Annotated in this window: 19 protein-coding genes and 1 riboswitch; of the genes, 7 read left to right on the top strand and 12 right to left on the bottom strand. The window is 57.3% G+C overall.

The window, feature by feature from the left end; genetic code table 11:
• Positions 1 to 36: 36 nt before the first annotated feature.
• On the bottom strand, positions 37 to 822 hold the full coding sequence (locus tag Y5S_RS03500; protein ID WP_035230430.1) for a helix-turn-helix domain-containing protein: 786 nt from the start codon (positions 820 to 822) through the stop codon (positions 37 to 39).
• Between the two features lie 135 nt (positions 823 to 957).
• Here Y5S_RS03500 and Y5S_RS03495 point away from each other — a divergent pair, with 135 nt between their 5' ends.
• From Y5S_RS03495 to Y5S_RS03480, 3 genes are all read left to right on the top strand, one after another.
• Positions 958 to 1,344 carry a hypothetical protein gene (locus Y5S_RS03495; RefSeq protein ID WP_035230429.1) on the top strand — a complete coding sequence of 129 codons (387 nt, stop codon included), beginning with the start codon at positions 958 to 960 and terminating at the stop codon, positions 1,342 to 1,344.
• Positions 1,345 to 1,390: 46 nt separating this feature from the next.
• Positions 1,391 to 1,738: a DUF4345 family protein gene (locus tag Y5S_RS03490; RefSeq protein WP_052041369.1), complete on the top strand. Its 348-nt coding sequence runs from the start codon at positions 1,391 to 1,393 to the stop codon at positions 1,736 to 1,738.
• 322 nt (positions 1,739 to 2,060) lie between these two features.
• Positions 2,061 to 2,789 carry a glutathione S-transferase family protein gene (locus Y5S_RS03480; protein ID WP_035230426.1) on the top strand — a complete coding sequence of 243 codons (729 nt, stop codon included), beginning with the start codon at positions 2,061 to 2,063 and terminating at the stop codon, positions 2,787 to 2,789.
• Between the two features lie 21 nt (positions 2,790 to 2,810).
• On the opposite strand, the gene uca is transcribed toward Y5S_RS03480, so the two are convergent.
• From uca to Y5S_RS03425, 11 genes are all read right to left on the bottom strand, one after another.
• Positions 2,811 to 6,404: an urea carboxylase gene (gene uca, locus Y5S_RS03475; protein WP_035230425.1), complete on the bottom strand. Its 3,594-nt coding sequence runs from the start codon at positions 6,402 to 6,404 to the stop codon at positions 2,811 to 2,813.
• A gap of 85 nt (positions 6,405 to 6,489) precedes the next feature.
• Entirely contained in the window at positions 6,490 to 7,131 is a 642-nt protein-coding gene (locus Y5S_RS03470) for an urea amidolyase associated protein UAAP2 (protein WP_035230424.1), read from the bottom strand.
• Between the two features lie 27 nt (positions 7,132 to 7,158).
• Positions 7,159 to 7,875: an urea amidolyase associated protein UAAP1 gene (locus Y5S_RS03465; protein ID WP_035230422.1), complete on the bottom strand. Its 717-nt coding sequence runs from the start codon at positions 7,873 to 7,875 to the stop codon at positions 7,159 to 7,161.
• 30 nt (positions 7,876 to 7,905) lie between these two features.
• Positions 7,906 to 8,697, bottom strand: a complete 792-nt coding sequence (locus Y5S_RS03460; protein ID WP_035230635.1) for an ABC transporter ATP-binding protein — start codon at positions 8,695 to 8,697, stop codon at positions 7,906 to 7,908.
• Between the two features lie 15 nt (positions 8,698 to 8,712).
• Positions 8,713 to 9,531, bottom strand: a complete 819-nt coding sequence (locus tag Y5S_RS03455) for an ABC transporter permease (RefSeq protein ID WP_035230420.1) — start codon at positions 9,529 to 9,531, stop codon at positions 8,713 to 8,715.
• 63 nt (positions 9,532 to 9,594) lie between these two features.
• A complete protein-coding gene (locus Y5S_RS03450; protein WP_035230418.1) occupies positions 9,595 to 10,659 on the bottom strand; it encodes a putative urea ABC transporter substrate-binding protein in 1,065 nt (354 codons plus the stop codon).
• 56 nt (positions 10,660 to 10,715) lie between these two features.
• A riboswitch (guanidine-I (ykkC/yxkD leader) is annotated at positions 10,716 to 10,863 on the bottom strand.
• Positions 10,864 to 11,059: 196 nt separating this feature from the next.
• Positions 11,060 to 11,830, bottom strand: coding sequence for a dienelactone hydrolase family protein (locus Y5S_RS03445; RefSeq protein ID WP_035230416.1), 771 nt, complete (start codon positions 11,828 to 11,830; stop codon positions 11,060 to 11,062).
• Between the two features lie 34 nt (positions 11,831 to 11,864).
• Positions 11,865 to 12,185, bottom strand: a complete 321-nt coding sequence (locus Y5S_RS03440; RefSeq protein WP_035230634.1) for a hypothetical protein — start codon at positions 12,183 to 12,185, stop codon at positions 11,865 to 11,867.
• 60 nt (positions 12,186 to 12,245) lie between these two features.
• A complete protein-coding gene (locus Y5S_RS03435; RefSeq protein ID WP_081939645.1) occupies positions 12,246 to 12,809 on the bottom strand; it encodes a glutathione peroxidase in 564 nt (187 codons plus the stop codon).
• A 64-nt stretch (positions 12,810 to 12,873) separates the two neighbouring features.
• Positions 12,874 to 13,242, bottom strand: a complete 369-nt coding sequence (locus tag Y5S_RS03430) for a HopJ type III effector protein (protein ID WP_035230414.1) — start codon at positions 13,240 to 13,242, stop codon at positions 12,874 to 12,876.
• Between the two features lie 78 nt (positions 13,243 to 13,320).
• Positions 13,321 to 13,713 (bottom strand): hypothetical protein, encoded by a 393-nt coding sequence (locus tag Y5S_RS03425; RefSeq protein ID WP_035230413.1) that lies wholly within the window; start codon positions 13,711 to 13,713, stop codon positions 13,321 to 13,323.
• Between the two features lie 77 nt (positions 13,714 to 13,790).
• On the opposite strand from Y5S_RS03425, the gene Y5S_RS03420 reads away from it, so the two are divergent.
• The 4 genes from Y5S_RS03420 to Y5S_RS03405 are packed head-to-tail and all read left to right on the top strand — an operon-like array spanning position 13,791 to position 16,041.
• Positions 13,791 to 14,090 (top strand): GIY-YIG nuclease family protein, encoded by a 300-nt coding sequence (locus Y5S_RS03420; RefSeq protein ID WP_035230411.1) that lies wholly within the window; start codon positions 13,791 to 13,793, stop codon positions 14,088 to 14,090.
• 21 nt (positions 14,091 to 14,111) lie between these two features.
• Positions 14,112 to 14,702 carry a LemA family protein gene (locus Y5S_RS03415; protein ID WP_035230409.1) on the top strand — a complete coding sequence of 197 codons (591 nt, stop codon included), beginning with the start codon at positions 14,112 to 14,114 and terminating at the stop codon, positions 14,700 to 14,702.
• Positions 14,699 to 15,415 (top strand): TPM domain-containing protein, encoded by a 717-nt coding sequence (locus Y5S_RS03410; protein WP_331280427.1) that lies wholly within the window; start codon positions 14,699 to 14,701, stop codon positions 15,413 to 15,415. The genes Y5S_RS03415 and Y5S_RS03410 overlap by 4 nt, the downstream gene beginning before the upstream one ends.
• Before the next feature lie 14 nt (positions 15,416 to 15,429).
• Positions 15,430 to 16,041 (top strand): TPM domain-containing protein, encoded by a 612-nt coding sequence (locus Y5S_RS03405; RefSeq protein WP_035230407.1) that lies wholly within the window; start codon positions 15,430 to 15,432, stop codon positions 16,039 to 16,041.
• The last annotated feature ends 345 nt before the right edge of the window (positions 16,042 to 16,386 follow it).

Below are 16,386 nucleotides of genomic sequence, written 5' to 3'. Positions count from 1 at the left end.
ATACGGGTTTGGCGCCGTTCCTTCGATGCTTTCCCGCTATTGAATCTGGTTTCGAAACCATCGACGAGTGGTTTCATCAGCAGGGAAATAATGTTCAATGCGTAATTCTTCCATGACGACGTCCAGCGCAGTGCCAAAGCTGGCGATGGTGGAGAAGCTGCGCAGGCGCTGCCCGGCGACTTCCAGTTCCAGTGTCAGCATGGGCTCCAGAGCCGAGGTTTCCGGGTAACGCTGGCGAAGCGAATCCAGATCGGCAAGTTCTCCCAGTGTTTCCAGTAGCCGGGCCAGGGCGGGGTCGGGCCTCGCTTGGTGGTCGCGCTGTATTCGTCGCAACAGGAAAGCGGCCACATCCTCCCAGTTGACCAGAAACGGGCGGTAGCCTTGCGGGTGAAATACCAGCTCAATCACATTGTGAGTCGGGGGGAGTGGGCCTCGCTCCTGGATCATCATGCTGACCAGTTGCAACTGTGATTCGTTGGCCATCAGCACATTCCAGTGAGCATCCAGGACGACCGCCGGGAACGGGTTGTGGTTGCTCAGCATGACCTCAAGGGCGGCCCGCACCGGGGCCATGGTTTCGCTATCAAGATCCGTTTCGGAAAAGGCCGGGGCATAGCCCGCGGAGAGCAGCAGCCGGTTGGTGTCGCGGCAACTCAGGGCCAGCTCGGATGCCAGCCGTTTCAGCATGGTGGGGCTGGGCTGGCTGCGGCCGGTTTCAATAAAACTCAGATGTCGGCTGGACACCTCAGCAAGCAGTGCCAGATCGAGCTGGCTGATCCGTCGTGATTGGCGCAGTTCCGCAAGTATCTGGCCGGTATGCATCTGGCATTTCCTGTTATTGGTTAATCCAGCATGTCCTGCCGGGTGTTTCTCCACCATTACCTCAGAGGTAATTGTTCTGCTTCCCCTGATTCATGATTCTGAATCTATCACTTTCCCTGAACCTGGAGGTGCAACATGCCCTGGATATCTCTGAAAAATGCTCTGTTGTTCAATGCGATCTGCTCAACGGTATTGGGTGCGGTGTTATTGCTGGCCCCTTCCGCTGTCATGCGACTGATGGGGGAATTCAATCCTCTCATCTTGATGGCCCTTGGTGGAGCCTTGTTGCTGTTTGCTGCGGATGTGGCCTTTGTCGCGACACGCCGTCCGATTTCGCCGCGCCTGGCCAGGTTGATCACCCTGGCAGATGCCGCCTGGATCATCGCCACCCCTGTGGTGATGGTGGTTGCGGCACCGTGGCTGGGGTTCTGGGGGTATGTGCTCCTGTTGGATATGGCTTTACTTGTTGCTTGTTGTGCGTATTGGCAGTACCGGGGTTTGCAAAAAATGACATTGGTCTAATCAACTTTGGCCGGGGCCTTGCCCCGGCACGATGAGGAGTCAAACGATGGTTGAGATAGCGGCAATCGGATTTTTGATCATGGGGCTTGTGGGGCTGTTTTCCCCCCAGCGAATTACTGCGCTGGTTGATATAGCCGAGCTTTCTGCGGCGGGAAGAAACGAAGTGCGCGCTGTCTATGGTGGCTTTGGCGTGGTGATAGGTGGGTTGCTGTTAGCCACGGCTTCGGAACCGGAGCTACATAAAGGCGTCGTCCTGACCGTTGCAGTGGCATTGCTGGGAATGGTGGCGGGGCGCTGCCTTTCCTGGGTTATTGAGCGGCGGATCGATGTCTTTCCGCTCTTGTTTATGGCGGGGGAGCTGCTCTTCGCGGGTGGATTGCTGCTGACACTATGAACAGCAGAGGGCGGTTTGCGTTATGCTGAAGCCTCTTTTTGGCAGTCATCAGCAATCATCATAAGAAACCATGGCCGATATTCTCCCCTTCAAGAAACCCGTTAAAAAAGCGCCGCGTAAAGGTATGTGCCAGCATGGGTTCCATAAATGGAAGGTGTGCAAGGAAAAGCAGTTTGATGTGAAACAGGGAAAACTGGTGACGGTATACCGCTGCGAACGGTGCGGAAAGCAGAAGGTGGCCGCTCATTAGACGGTGTTCAATTCGTGCCTGTCGATGCAGGTCATGCTCTAATGGTTAGCTATTCACCCCGGCGAGGCAGTCATGACCATCATTCTCCACCAGTTCCCGATTTCCCATTACTGTGAAAAAGTGCGCTGGGCGCTGGATTACAAAGGGCTGCCCTATCAGGTGAAAAATCACCTGCCGGGTCTGCACTTGAGAAAAATCCAGCAAATGGCACCGGGTAGTAGTGTGCCGTTGATCCGGTGTGGTGAGGATATTGTGCAGGGCTCGGCGGCGATCATTACCTATCTGGATCAGCATTTTCCTGAGCGCCCCCTCACGCCTGTGGCGGAGTCACAGCGGGAGGAAGCCCTGCGCTGGGAAGCATTCTGCGATGAACAGGTTGGCCCTCACGTGCGGCGCTACTGCTACCACACCTTGCTGGAGTATCCGGACCTGGTGATTCCGTTTTTTGCCCAGGGCGGCCCTTTTTGGGGAAAACTGTTTCTCAAAGGAGTTTTTCCCAAATTGCAGCTCTTGATGCGCAAAGGCATGAAAATTCGGGAGCCGGAAGTGACGGAAAGCCGCAAGTTGCTCGAGGAGTCCATCGAGGTTCTCGCCCGTGAATATGCAGAGCGCCCGTTTCTGGTAGGGGAGCAATTTACGCGTGCGGATCTTGCGGCTGCCAGCTTGTTGGGCCCCTTGATCATGCCGCCGGAGTACGGGCTGCAGTGGCCGGATACCATGCCTGAGCCACTGCAGAGTTGGGTTGACCAGCAGGCACCGTTACTTTCTCGCTATTCGCAACTGTACACTGATTTCCGTTAACGACCCGTTAAATTCCCGAGGTTACTCCAGCACCATAATCGCCTGGCCGGCATTGATTTGCTGGCCTTCCTGGCGGGTAATGGCAATCACCTTGCCGGACTCCGGGGCGTAGATTTCGATTTCCATTTTCATGGATTCGAGCACGGCCACCACGTCACCTTCGTTGACGGTGTCGCCTTCGGTAACGTTCAGCTTCCAGATATTTCCTGCTACCGGTGACTCCACCGGGGTGCCGTCCACGTCTTCCGTGCCGTTGTCCGCATCCAGATCCTGCTCGGACTGGAAGTTGATCTGACCGCTTTCCACCCAGCGTTGTAGCTCTTCATCAAAGGCCTGATTGCGGGCCTCGGTAAATTGCGAAATGTCTTGCTGGTTGTCATCCAGAAAACGCTGATACTCGCTCAGGTTGAAAGTGGTTTCCTCGATCTTGATGGGATATTCGCCCTTGGGGAAATCCCGGCGGATCTGGTTGAGTTCTTCGTGGCTTACCTCATAGAAACGGATCTGATCGAAGAAGCGCAGCAGCCAGGGCTGATCAAAGGCTTCGGTCTTGCGATAACGGTTCCACATCTGCAGGGTGCGGCCGACGAACTGGTAGCCGCCGGGGCCTTCCATGCCGTATACACACAAGTAGGCGCCGCCGATGCCCACGGAGTTTTCTGCGGTCCAGGTGCGTGCCGGATTGTATTTGGTGGTGACCAGACGATGGCGCGGATCGTAGGGTGTGGCCACCGGGGCGCCCAGATACACATCACCCAGCCCCATGACCACATAGCTGGCGCTGAACAATATGTCTTTCACATCATCGATGCTGTCCAGACCGTTGATACGGCGAATGAACTCCAGATTGGACGGGCACCAGGGGGCGTCCTTGCGTACCGACTGCATATATTTCTCAATGGCCTGATGACAGGCCTCGTCATCCCAGCTCAGCGGGATGTGCACGATACGGGAGGGCACCTCCAGATCCTTCTTTTCCTGCAGCGCTCGTTCAGCGCCGGCCAGGGTTTCCAGCAAGGCATCGCGAGGCAACACCTGCGGATCGAAATGGACCTGCAGGGAGCGAATCCCCGGGGTCAGCTCGATGACGCCATCCAGCTTCTGCTCTTCCAGCCACAGCATCAGGGCATCGGCGCGGAAACGCAGGCGCAGATCGAGCACCAGCGGCCCGTACTCCACCAGCAGGTAACGATCCCCTGCAGCACGGTAAACCACTTCTACACCGACTTCGTCTTCGGACAAGGTATTGAGAATCGGGGTGGTAATGGGCGCTGTTTCGGCGGTTGTGCACGGCTCTGTCAATGCACTGACACAGGCATCCTGCTCGGCAGCCAGAGCGTCGGCATCCGCAAGGCTGATGGCTTCAAAGCGCAGGGTGTCACCGGCTTTCAGCTGGCCCAGTTTCCAGCGGTCAGCCAGTACCACGGTGGCGGGGCAGACGAAGCCGCCCAGAGACGGACCATCGGGGCCGAGGATCACCGGCATATCGCCGGTAAAATCCACGGTGCCGACCGCGTAGGCATTATCGTGAATGTTGGACGGATGCATCCCGGCTTCACCGCCGTCACTGCGTGCCCAGCTCGGCTTGGGGCCCACCAAACGAATACCGGTACGGCTGGAGTTGTAGTGCACTTGCCAGTCGGTGGAGAAGAACATGGCCATGTCGTCATCGGTGAAAAAATCCGGTGCGCCATGGGGGCCGTAGATCACCCGCAGGGTCCACTGCTTGCCCAGCGATGGCTTCAGGCTTTGCGGGATGGCCGGTGCGCTGGAGCTGGCAGTGCCGCTATCTTTGCTAAAGTGCAGAACATCACCGGTGCGCAGGGCGCGGCCACCGTGGCCACCAAACTGGCCCAGCGTGAAGGTGCTGCGGGAGCCCAGATAGGGCGTGCATTGAATGCCACCAGCAATGGCAAGGTAGGCGCGTGCACCTTCTCCACATACCTTGCCCAGCTTGAGTGTTTGGCCCGGTCGTACGGTGATGGCTTCATAGCAATGCACAGGGGCACCATCCAGCGAGGCCTGCATGTCAGCACCGGTCAGGGCGATACGGGTCGCCTGATTGAATTTCAGGGTTGGGCCATTGAGGGTGAATTCCAGTCCGGCGGCATTGTCATCATTGCCAAGCAAACGGTTACCCAGACGGAAACTGAGATTATCGAACGGACCTGACGGTGGGACACCCACGGGCCAATAGCCACTGCGGCCGGGATAGTCTTGCACAGTGGTCATGGTGCCGCCGGCCACTACATCCAGAGTAAACGGTTGATAGCTGAAATCGTTAAGGTAGCGGGTGGTCATGTTGCCTTCCGCAAACACGGGATCAGCGAGAATGGCGCGCACGTATTCACGGTTGGTTTCGATGCCTTCCAGGGTGATGTGATCCAGCGTCTGACTCAGCTCGGCGAGGGCGCTGTCTCGATCTGCTGTGTGGATGATCACCTTGGCCAGCATCGGGTCGAATAATGGCGACACGGTGAGTCCGGCTTCCACCCAGTGATCAATGCGGCGTAACTGGCCATCCGCTTCCGGGAAAGACACGGCGGTGAGCAGTCCTGCGCTGGGTTGAAAATCCTTGTTGGGATCTTCCGCATACAAGCGGGCCTGAATGGAATGGCCGTTGGCAGTGAACGGTCCCAGTGTATCCAGTGCGGGCAGGTCGCCCGCGGCCAGCTTCACCATCCATTCGACCAGATCGACACCGTAAATCTGTTCGGTAACGCCATGCTCTACCTGCAAGCGGGTATTCACCTCGAGGAAGTAAAAGGCGTTGGTGTCCTGGTCGAGAATAAATTCCACGGTGCCAGCATTGCGGTACTGCACCGCTTCCATCAAGGCTCGGGCTGTTTCCTGTAGTTCACTGCGTACGGCATCGGGCAGGTTGGGTGCCGGCGTTTCCTCGAGGACTTTCTGGTGACGACGCTGAGCGGAGCAGTCGCGCTCGCCCAGGGTGACGGCCTTGCCTTTGCCATCGCCAAACACCTGCACTTCAATATGACGGGCTCGGGCAATGTATTTTTCAATAAAAACGCCATCGTTGGAAAAATTGTTGGCGCTCAGTCGGCGAACAGAATCCCATGCCTTGTCCAGGCTTTCGGCATTTTCACAAATCTGCATGCCAATGCCGCCACCACCAGCGGTGCTCTTGAGCATCACTGGGTAGCCGATCTTGTCAGCGGCTTTCAGTGCCGCGTCTTTATCGGTGAGCAAGTCGGTGCCAGGCAATAAGGGTACGCCGGTTTTTTCTGCCAGGGCGCGGGCGGTATGTTTGAGGCCGAAGGTATCCATTTGTTCGGGGGTGGGGCCAATAAAGGCAATGCCGCGGGCTTCGCAGCCTTTCACAAAGTCCGGGTTTTCACTGAGAAAACCGTAACCGGGGTGTACCGCTTGCACACCATGGGTTTCCATCAGAGCAAACAGTTTCTCCTGATTCAGATAGGTGTCACGAGCGCTTCCGTCACCCAGGCAGAAGGCCTCGTCAGCGTGGCTCACGTGTAGTGAATCCCGGTCCGCTTCGGCAAACACCGCCATGGCTTTTACGCCCAGCGATTGAAGGGTACGGGTGACACGGGTGGCAATGGCGCCGCGGTTGGCAATCAGAACCTTTTTGAACATGGCTGTCTCTCTTCGACAGGTGACGGGTCGTCCCGTCAGTAAAACCTTGGCCGCCGAGGCCGTCCCCGGGGTATAAGACCGGTGATCAATCGTTCCAGACCAGCACTTCAATGGGGGTCGGGTTGTAGCCGTTACACGGGTTGTTCAACTGTGGGCAGTTGGAAATCAGGATCACCGTGTCCATGCACGCGGTCAGTTCCACGTATTTGCCTGGCGCGGAAATACCGTCTTCGAACGTCAGCCCGCCCTCGGCGGTCACCGGCACATTCATGAAGAAGTTGATGTTGTGGGTGATGTCCTGCTTGCCGAGATGAAATTCCGGATGTTCGTTGACGGCCAGCATCCAGCTGTCCCGACAGGCGTGCATGCAGCGTTTTTCCAGATCGTAGCGCACCGTATTGCTTTCGGTGGCACAGGCACCGCCGAGGGTGTCGTGACGGCCGCAGGTGTCGGCCACGATCTCCAGCAACGGATTCATGCGGTTGCTCATCAGGGTGGTGCCGGCGGTGAGATAGACATTGCCCTGTTCACGAATGGTGTCCATGGCGCTGTAGCGCTCGGCGGGATCTTCCGCGCTGTAGAAAAGGGTGTCGGCAGCCTGGTTGCCTTCCAGATCCAGCAGGCGAACCGTCTGGCCTTTCTTGATGGTGCGGATGAAGTAATCACCGGCGGCCACCACTTCGCGGAAGCAGGCTTGCTCCGGTTGACGTTGGCTTTCTTTGATCATGTTTCTGTCCTTGTAGCTTGCAGCTTCTTACAGCCCGAGGTGGTAGAGACGATTGTTTTCGAACGCGCGGCCGTTTTCCGGGCGGAAGTTCTTGCAGAAATCATCGTCCGCCACGGGCTCGGCTTGCAGCATCTCGATCTGCACCGGCTTCATGGGATATTCCGATGCCGGGTTCAGCGGATGCGGGCAGCTATGCAGAATCACCAGGGTGTCCATTTCGAAGCGAAGGGTAACGCTGGCTCCGGCGCGGGCTACGGACGGATCAAACACCAGGTTGCCGTTATCATCGGCCGCTACCTTGGAGAACAGGTTCAGGTTGGCGGCCATGTCCCGTTCGGTGAGGCCGTACTTGGCCAGTTCAGTAAGGAAGCTGTGCTCGCCACTCAAGGTCCATTCATTGTGGCAATCCTGGTAGGAGCGCACGGCGTACTTTTCTTTCAGGGTCTTTTCACTGAGGGTGCCGCACACCGTGTCATGCCAGCCAAAATCGTCTTCCACGATGGAGGCGAACACATGGCCCATATCGGAATAGAGACAGTTGCCCTTTGTCAGCTTGAAGGTGTGCTGACCCTTGAGAGTATCCGGGGCGTTGTAGCGTTCCAGCAGCATTTCCGGGTTGTACATCAGCACGGAGAGGTTGGCGCCACCTTGCAGATCGGTGAAGCGTAATTGCATGCCGCGGCGTACCCGAAGTGACCAGTGGGCACTGCCGGGCAGGGTGGTGGTGTAAAGGCTTTCGCTCATGGTGAAGTCCTTCGTTGTCCTGTTTTCGTGTTACAGGGTGTCGTTAAGAACGCGGCTAGTGCGGCCGACGGTCTGATTAATACGTTTGAGAGTGCCGTTCTCACAATCCCCGACGGGCAGGTCGTAGGTGACCTTGGCGCCATAGGCTCCGGGGGCCTGAGCATCCAATCGCGGTTTATCGAACACCCATAACCGGGTGCCCAGATAAAACCCTTCGGTAATGTCGTGGGTGATCATGAATACGGTGAGGTTCTGTTCTTTCCACAGGCTTAGAACCAGCTTGTGCATGTCGGCGCGAATACCGGGATCCAGCGCGCCAAAAGGCTCATCCAGTAACAGGATGCGTGGGCGCTTGATTAGCGCCTGAGCCAACGCAAGACGCTGCTGCATACCGCCGGACAGTTCATGGGGATACTTGTCGGCGGCCTGGCCCAGGCCCACAGAATCCAGCATTTCCAGCGCGGCTTTGCGCAGTTGCTTGCGTTGCTTGCCGAAGGTAATCCCCAGCCAGCGGTTGCCGTGTAACTCACCGCCCAGCATCACGTTTTCCAGTGCGGTCAGGTGGCTGAGTACGGAGTAGCGTTGAAACACGATGCCGCGGCTCTCGTCCGGCTCGGCAGGTAGGGGGTGTCCATCCAGCAGCAGTTCGCCACGGGTTGCTTGCTCTGTGCCGAGAAGGAGTTTCAGGAAGGTGGTCTTGCCACAGCCGGAAGCGCCGACAATGGTGATAAACTCGCCTTCGTTGACGGTGGCGTTGAGTCGTTCCAGCACCACCTGGTCTCCGTACTCCTTCCACAGGTTTTTCATTTCGATAATCGCCATGGTCATGGTTCTCCCTTAATGACTTTTCTGGTGGAACCAGGGATAGCGCCATTGCGAATAGCGACTAAGGAGAAAGTCGATGGCAAAGGCCAGCAGGGTGATCCACACCACATAGGGAAGAATCACATCCATGGACAGGTAGCGGCGTACCAGAAAGATGCGGTAACCCAGTCCTTCGGTGGCAGCGATCGCTTCGGCGGCGATCAGGAACAGCCAGGCAGGCCCCAGTGAAAGACGCACCGCACTGATCAGACGCGGCATTAACTGCGGCCAGACCAGCCGAGTGATGATCTGCCAGGTGTTGGCTCCCAGGGTTTGCATCTTGATGATCTGCTCGGCGGGAATTTCCATGGCGCGTTGTTGCAGATCGCGAATCATGAAGGGGGTTATGCCAATGATGATCAGCATCACCTTGGCCAGTTCGCCGAGTCCGAAGATGATGAACAGCACCGGCAAAATGGCCATGGGAGGCACCAGTGACAGCCCGGTGACCAGTGGAGAAAAGGTAGAACGAATCAGCGGGATGGTTCCGTTACCGATGCCAACGACCACGGCTATCAGCGCGCTGATGGCGACGCCAATGCCCAGCCGTTGCAGGCTGGCCAGGGTGTCTTCCCACAGCAGGTATTCGCCACTCCGCTTGCTCGGCTCGAACGCCATGCGGTCGATTGCCTGAACAAAGCTGTCCAGGGCAGGCAGCAACTTGTCGTTGGGGTTTTCAGTCAGCCGTGCATCGGATGCCAACATGTAGGCGACGATCAGCAGCAGGAAGGGCAGCAGCCCCAAGGCCCAGCTGGCAGGTTTGCCCGGTCGACGGTTGATCAGTTTTTTCATGGCATTTCCCGGTCATGTTGGAAGCGTCAGACGTCCGACTTCAGACGTCTGACGTTGTACTTTTTACAACTTTCCTTCGGCAGCCATGGCCATGTAGTCCGGGATAAAACGCAGTTGAATGTTGCTGTCGCTGCCGAACACACCAGCAGGCGTTTCGATACCCACAAAGCCCGCATCGGGGGCGCCTTCACCCAGCAGACCATGGTCGAAGGAGAACTCCGCGACCTTCTGCATGGTGTCTTTCAGTTCGGCACTGTTGACGAACTCCACGGCTTCGCTGGCCTGATAAAACATGCGGGTGGAATCCAGCTGCGCTTCATAGCCGGCCAGGTCGGTGCCAGAGGCTTTCGCCATAAAGGTGCGGGCTTCTTTGCCTTTGGCATCATCGGCAGACATGGTCGCCATGATTTCATACCAGGCCCCGGTCAGTGCCTTGCCGAAGGCCGGGTTGGCTTTCAGCGTTTCGGTGTTGACTACCATCAGGTCGATGATTTCACCGGGGATTTTTGAAGAATCGAATACTTTGTGGCTGTCCGGCATGGCAGTGATTTCACTGAGCAACGGGTTCCAGGTGGCTACGGCGGTCACGTCCTTGGTGGTATAGGCTGCCACCATGTCGGCATCCGAGGTGTTGACCACAGTCAGGTCTTTCTCGCTCAGGCCGACAGTGTCCAGGGCGCGTGCCAACAGGTAGTGAGAAACGGACAGCTCCACCAGGTTCACGTTCTGGCCCTTGGTGTCTGCCAATTTGTCGGTGCCTTTGAGTACGACACCGTCGTTGCCGTTGGAGAAGTCACCTACGATCAGGGCAGTGGAATCCACGCCGCCCGCAGCAGGGATAGTCAGTGCATCCATGTTGGTCATGGCACAGCCGTCATAGGCTCCGGCGGTGTACTGGTTGATGGATTCCACATAGTCGTTGATCTGTACTACATCAATTTCGATGTCGTACTTGTCGGCCCACTTGTCGACGATTTTCTGCTGGGCACCATAGTCCCACGGCATCCAGCCCACGTAGATGGACCAGCAGATACTGAATGAGTCTTTGGCCAGAGCGGTGACCGGGGTAAGGGCAGTGAACAGAGCGAGTGCTGCAACGGCAGCGGTCTTGCGAACGGAACGGGTCATTTGGGACCTCCTTGGCTACGGACGATGAGGAATCCAATGACAATGCTGTCATCGTGTCCTCCCGGGCTTTTGTCCCGCCGTGTAACCTCCAGCCGTAGATGTTGTTTCAGATCTATCGGCGCCAAGAAGGTCGACTGCTCTCGGACCAGCCATCGGCTGCGCGTGATGCGGGCGCAGGCGACCGGAACCCTAGCGGTCTATTGGTGCAAATTGTGTTGAGTGCGTGATGGCACCAAGGCCATTCGATTCCTCTATTGGGATCATTGCAAGTGGAGTGCCAATTTGAATATGCCCCGTGCGATGGGCTGCGGAGAGAATTGCAGGAGAAAGCGGGTATGCCGGTGTACTGAATTGGGGCGGCAATGTGAAGAGCGCCCCAATTCGGGGCGCTCGGGTAGTTCTAGTCGCCAATAAAATCCATCAGGGCTTCCCAGCTGGTCAGATCCGCGTGGGCGTCATAAGCCAGAGGCATTTCAAAACGCTCACCGACCGCATCCGCACCCGGGTTGGTGAAGCTGTGTTTGGCACCGGGGAAACTCAAAAAACGCAGGTCGACGCCCGCTGCTGTCATTTCTGACACGAACCCGGAGACCTGCTTGGCGGGCACCATGGGATCGGCCTGGCCAGTCGCTACCAGCACCTTGGCCTTTACCTCGCCAGCTTTTGCTGGGGTATCGGTACCCAATGAGCCGTGGAAACTGGCGACACCAGCAAGCTCAGTTCCCATGCGGGCCTGGTTGAGGACGACGGCCCCGCCAAAACAGTAGCCGATGGCAAACAGGCGTTTCGGGTCTACCTGTTGTTGCTTGAGCAGCATTTTGCGTGCGGCCTGAAAGCGGGCATTCATTTTTTCCGGCTCAGCCAGCGCAGTCTCCATAAACGCCGTGGCATCTTTGGGGTGAGTTGCTACCTTGCCGGTGCCGTACATGTCGATGGCCAGGGCCACGTAACCCTGTTTGGCCAGCAGTCGCGCCCGGTCCCGGGCATAGTCATTCAGGCCCCACCATTCATGCACCACTATTACCCCGGCCGAGGGCTCTTTTTGTTTCTCATTAAGGTACATCACTCCCGTGCCCAGATTGTCGGGGAGGGTTACTGGTGTTTCGATGATGTCCGCCTTGGCGGCATTGCCCATTATCAAAAGCATGATCAACAGCCCAAGCCGTTTCATTGCCGGTTCTCCTGATGTGTCGTTATGAGGTTGATTATCCGTTGTCCTGCCAGACCCAGCGAAGGGGTTCGCCGAAATCATCATAGAGCAGTTTGCGTCGCGGACGGGGGGTAAGCCGTTGCCGTTTGGGTTTGTGGCGGCGAGCATCAATGGTGGCGGCAACCTGGCTCAGGTCGGTTCGCTGGGCTGTACGCGGGCCATTGAAAAGGACGGTCTGATGGCCTTTTCCGCTCACCGGATCGGTGCCACTCACGCCGGAGGGAATTTCCTGAATGGATCCACCTTTCTCCAGAAAGCGCTCCATATCGCGCTCCAGGCGATGACGCTGCTGTTCCTTGCTGTTGAGAACCTTCACGGGACGCATCTCAGCTTTGAAAGTGGAACTATCGACCATAGCAGCCTGCGGGCAGGGGTTCTACTGCCCGAGGGTGGGAGTTTGTAACGTCGCCTTGATGGCGCTCTCCAGCTCGCCGCCCAGGGGTTTGGCAGAGGCCGGGAAATGCCGGATGTTCTTGCCCTCAGGGGAAACCAGATATTTGTTGAAGTTCCAGCCCGGTGCTTCTGTGGCGTTGGAGAGCGCCTGGAAAACCGGATTGGCACTGCTGCCTTTCACCTTGCTGGTGGCCGCCATGGGGAAAGTTACCCCGTAGTTGATGTAGCAGACCTTGGCGGTGTCTGCCTCGTCATCCAGTTCCTGGCGGAAGTCATCGGATGGGAAGCCAATCACCACTAGCCCCTGATCCTTGTACTGCTGATAGAGCGCCTCCAGTCCCTTGAATTGGCCGGTATAGCCGCAGCGGCTGGCGGTGTTCACGATCAGGGTGGTGCGGTCGCGAGTCAGCTCGCACAAATCCAGAGAGGCTTTTGAGTGCAGCTTGCGGACCTGGGTGTCGAACAGGGCCGGGCAATCGCTGGCCTGTGCCGGAATCGACACGGCCAGCGGCAGGGCAATCAGAGCGGCTTTCAGGGTGCGAATCACGATGGCTCTCCAGTCAGACCCAAATCCCGACTATTGCCGGGATCTGGTCAACAACGCGCGAAGATCAGCCAGCTTTCGGCTTGAGGGCGTCACCATCAAAGTGCACATCCGCCAGGCTGTGGCGCATGAAGGTACGGATATTGGCGTGGTCATCGCCTTCCGGGTTGCTGAGCACATGATCGCGGAAGAAATGGCCAAAGCAGGCCAGGGTCTGCTCATCGGTCAGTTTGTGCAGCTTGGCAAAGGCGAAGATCTTGCAGGAGCCTTCGTTGGTGCCTGCTTCATTCACTACCATGTCATCGCCACTGCCGTTGGTGAAGCGGGTGGGGGTGTAATCGTAGTGTTCTTCGATGACCGCCTGCACCTGCTCGAAGGCAACCACTTCAGGCATCAAATTGAGGGCAAACAGCAGGGTTTCGACGGAGGAGCTCATGGGGTAATCCTGTTCCGGTACGCTAAGAGAGGGGAAGGGTAGCGTCATCACCGGAACAGGGGAAGGCCAAACAGCGTGTTACTCGGCGCTGGGGGCAGGTTGGGGCAGATTGCGTGCGCCCAACGGGTTGCAGTTCTTCAACACCACCTTGCCCTGCAGCATGTTGCCACGGGAGTATTCGCGGAAGATGCATTCACCGGTTTCCGGGTCATAGTCCTCAATCCACAGGTTGTCATCTTTCCAGGTGGCATTGAGGTGGTAGTGGCCTTCGGGAATGGTGATGCTCATGGTGCCACCGAAGCGCTTCACAAATACTTGTTGCAGCCAGAAGTAGTAGGCCAGGGTAGCTACCAGCCAGATGATGGCTGCGATGATGATCGCCGGTTTCCACTTTTCCATCCGCACGCCGATACCGAACAACGCGCCAATCACCAGCGCTGCGACCAGAAACCAGTAAAGGTAGGTAACCATGTTTTCATCCTTGTTGAGCTTGTTGTGAAAATTCTCTCTGGCATCATAGCAGTCATTTCGACGGCAGATGTAAAAGCATGCAACAGTGGTGGGTGTATATGGTGCGGTGTGCGGACCGGTCTCTCTATACCGGTATCTGCACCGAGCCCGCTCGCCGTTTTCATGAGCATAATCACAGCCCGAAAGGCGCGCGCTATACCCGAGTGCGCCGGCCTGTGGAGCCGATTCTGCTGGTACCGGGTGGTGATCGTGCCACTGCCAGCCAGCTGGAAGCACGGCTAAAAAAATTGAGCCGAACCAACAAGGACAAATTGCTGGCGGCGCTGCGTGAGGAAAAACGCCGTGCGCCGCTTTCGATTTGGCTGGAAGACTCTTAGACATAGACGGAGAACAAGGTAATGACACTGTGGCGTAGTTTTGTGCTGGTGATGCTGGCGGGCTGGTTGAGCGGTTGTGGCATCAACAACATTCCCACCTACGATGAGCAGGTAAAAGCCGCCTGGAGCCAGGTGGAAAACCAGTATCAACGTCGTGCGGATCTGATTCCCAATCTGGTCAACACTGTGAAAGGCTATGCGGCCCACGAACAGGACGTGCTGGTGGACGTGACTCAGGCGCGGGCGAAGGTAGGTTCCATCCAGGTAGACGGCAACATGCTGGATAATCCTGAGAAACTGCAGCAGTTCGAGCAGGCCCAGCGCCAGCTGGGTTCCGCGCTGCAACGCCTGATGGTGGTGGCAGAGCGCTACCCGGACCTGAAGGCCAACCAGAACTTCCTGGCGCTACAGTCCCAGCTGGAAGGTACCGAAAACCGCATCAGTGTGGCTCGCCGCGATTACATTGCGGCGGTGCAGACCTACAACACCGAAATCCGGACTTTTCCGGGCCGCCTGTGGCACAGCTTCCTTTACAGCGACATGGAAGTGCGTGACACCTACGAAGCCACCTCGGAAGGTGCTGAAGAAGCGCCGGCTGTTAGCTTCGAATGATGCGCTTTCTGCTACTGACATTACTGTTGCTGGCGCAGCCATTGTGGGCTGCGCCTGAGTTTCCTGAGCTGACCGGGCGAGTAGTGGATCAAGCCGGTCTGCTGACCCCGGCACAGAAGCAAAGCCTCACCGGTGCGCTGGCTTCTGCCGAGCAGAATACTTCCAATCAGGTCGTGGTGGTGACCCTGGCGGATTTGCAGGGTTACGACATCGCTGACTATGGCTATCAGCTTGGCCGGCATTGGGGCATCGGCAGTAAGGACAACGACAACGGTGTACTGCTGATCGTTGCCCCCAATGATCGCAAGGTGCGCATTGAAGTGGGTTACGGCCTGGAAGGTGCACTCACCGATGCGTTGTCCAGTGTGATCATTCAGCAGGAGATCCTTCCTGCTTTCCGGCAGGGCCAGTTCTACGGTGGCATTCAGGCGGGTGTCACCGCGATTCTGGCCGCGATTGAGGGCGAGTACGAAGGCACACGGCAGCGCCAAAACAAGCCGTCGCTAATACAGGTCATGGGTTTGCTTGTCTTGATGGTCGTCGCGACGATTTTGCTTTCCCTCGGGGGCGGCGGAGGTCGTGGCGGACGTCGGGGAGGCTTCATGTTTCTGCCCATGGGCGGAGGGGGCTTCGGCGGTGGCGGTTTTGGTGGCGGCGGCTTCGGCGGCGGCGGTGGTGGTTTTGGTGGCGGTGGCGCTTCCGGTGGATGGTAATGGAGAGGTTGCTGATGTTGTTGGATAAACAGGCCCAGGCGGATCTGGCCGCGGCCATTACTGAACAGGAAAAACGCACTGATGCGGAACTGGTCACCGTGCTGGCGGGGCAAGCGGACGACTATCGCTATATCACTACCCTGTGGGCAGCGCTGCTGTCTCTGCTGGTGCCTGCTGCGCTACTGTTCATCCCGCACTGGCTGACATCGCTGGAGGCGCTGATGTTGCAGTGGGGTGTGCTGCTGATGCTGGCGGTTCTGTTCCGATTCAAGGCTATTCAGTTCCGGCTGGTACCCCGTTCCCTGCAGCGCCAGCGCGCGGCTAGTCTGGCGCGCAGCGCCTTCCTGGAACAGGGACTGCACCACACCCGCGGTGATACCGGTCTGCTGATCTTCGTCAGTGAAGCCGAGCATTATGTGGAAATCCTCGCCGATCAGGGGATCGCCCGTCATGTGGACGACAGCCAGTGGCAGGCCATCGTGGATGCCTTTGTGGCGAAGGTAAAAGCGGGGCAGGTTGCGGAAGGCTTTCAGCAATGTGTGGCGGCCTGCGGCGACAAGCTGGCAGCCCATGTGCCCGCCACCACAGCAAAGAACGAACTGCCCAACCATCTCGTCATTCTGTAAGCCAAAAAATGCCGTTCGTCACCTGCTGTCTGAACCCTTCAGGCCAGCAGGGGGCGTCTGGCTGGGCACTCTAGTGCTTTTCTCCCTCCCGCTAATTCATTGAATCACAAAAGAAATAGCTACTCTTTTCGGTGTAGGAAATAGACCTTTGGCCTACTGTGAGCCTTATTCAGTAATTGGATATGAGAAAAGTAGATAATTGCCAGTTTGGAACGAATCCGGTAACTAAAGAGGGCGAATAACGGGTGCTGGAGTCAGGTCAGACCGTTTTTGTGGTTTGCCGGGAATGTCTCTGAGCGCCGAAGAATGCATAAGGATAACGTCACTGCCAATGATGCAGTGGCT

The sequence above is a fragment of the Alcanivorax nanhaiticus genome, assembly GCF_000756665.1.
GTDB lineage: Bacteria > Pseudomonadota > Gammaproteobacteria > Pseudomonadales > Alcanivoracaceae > Alcanivorax > Alcanivorax nanhaiticus.
The sequence above is the reverse complement of the archived record's forward strand: the minus strand, read 5'-3'. Positions and strand labels throughout refer to the sequence as shown.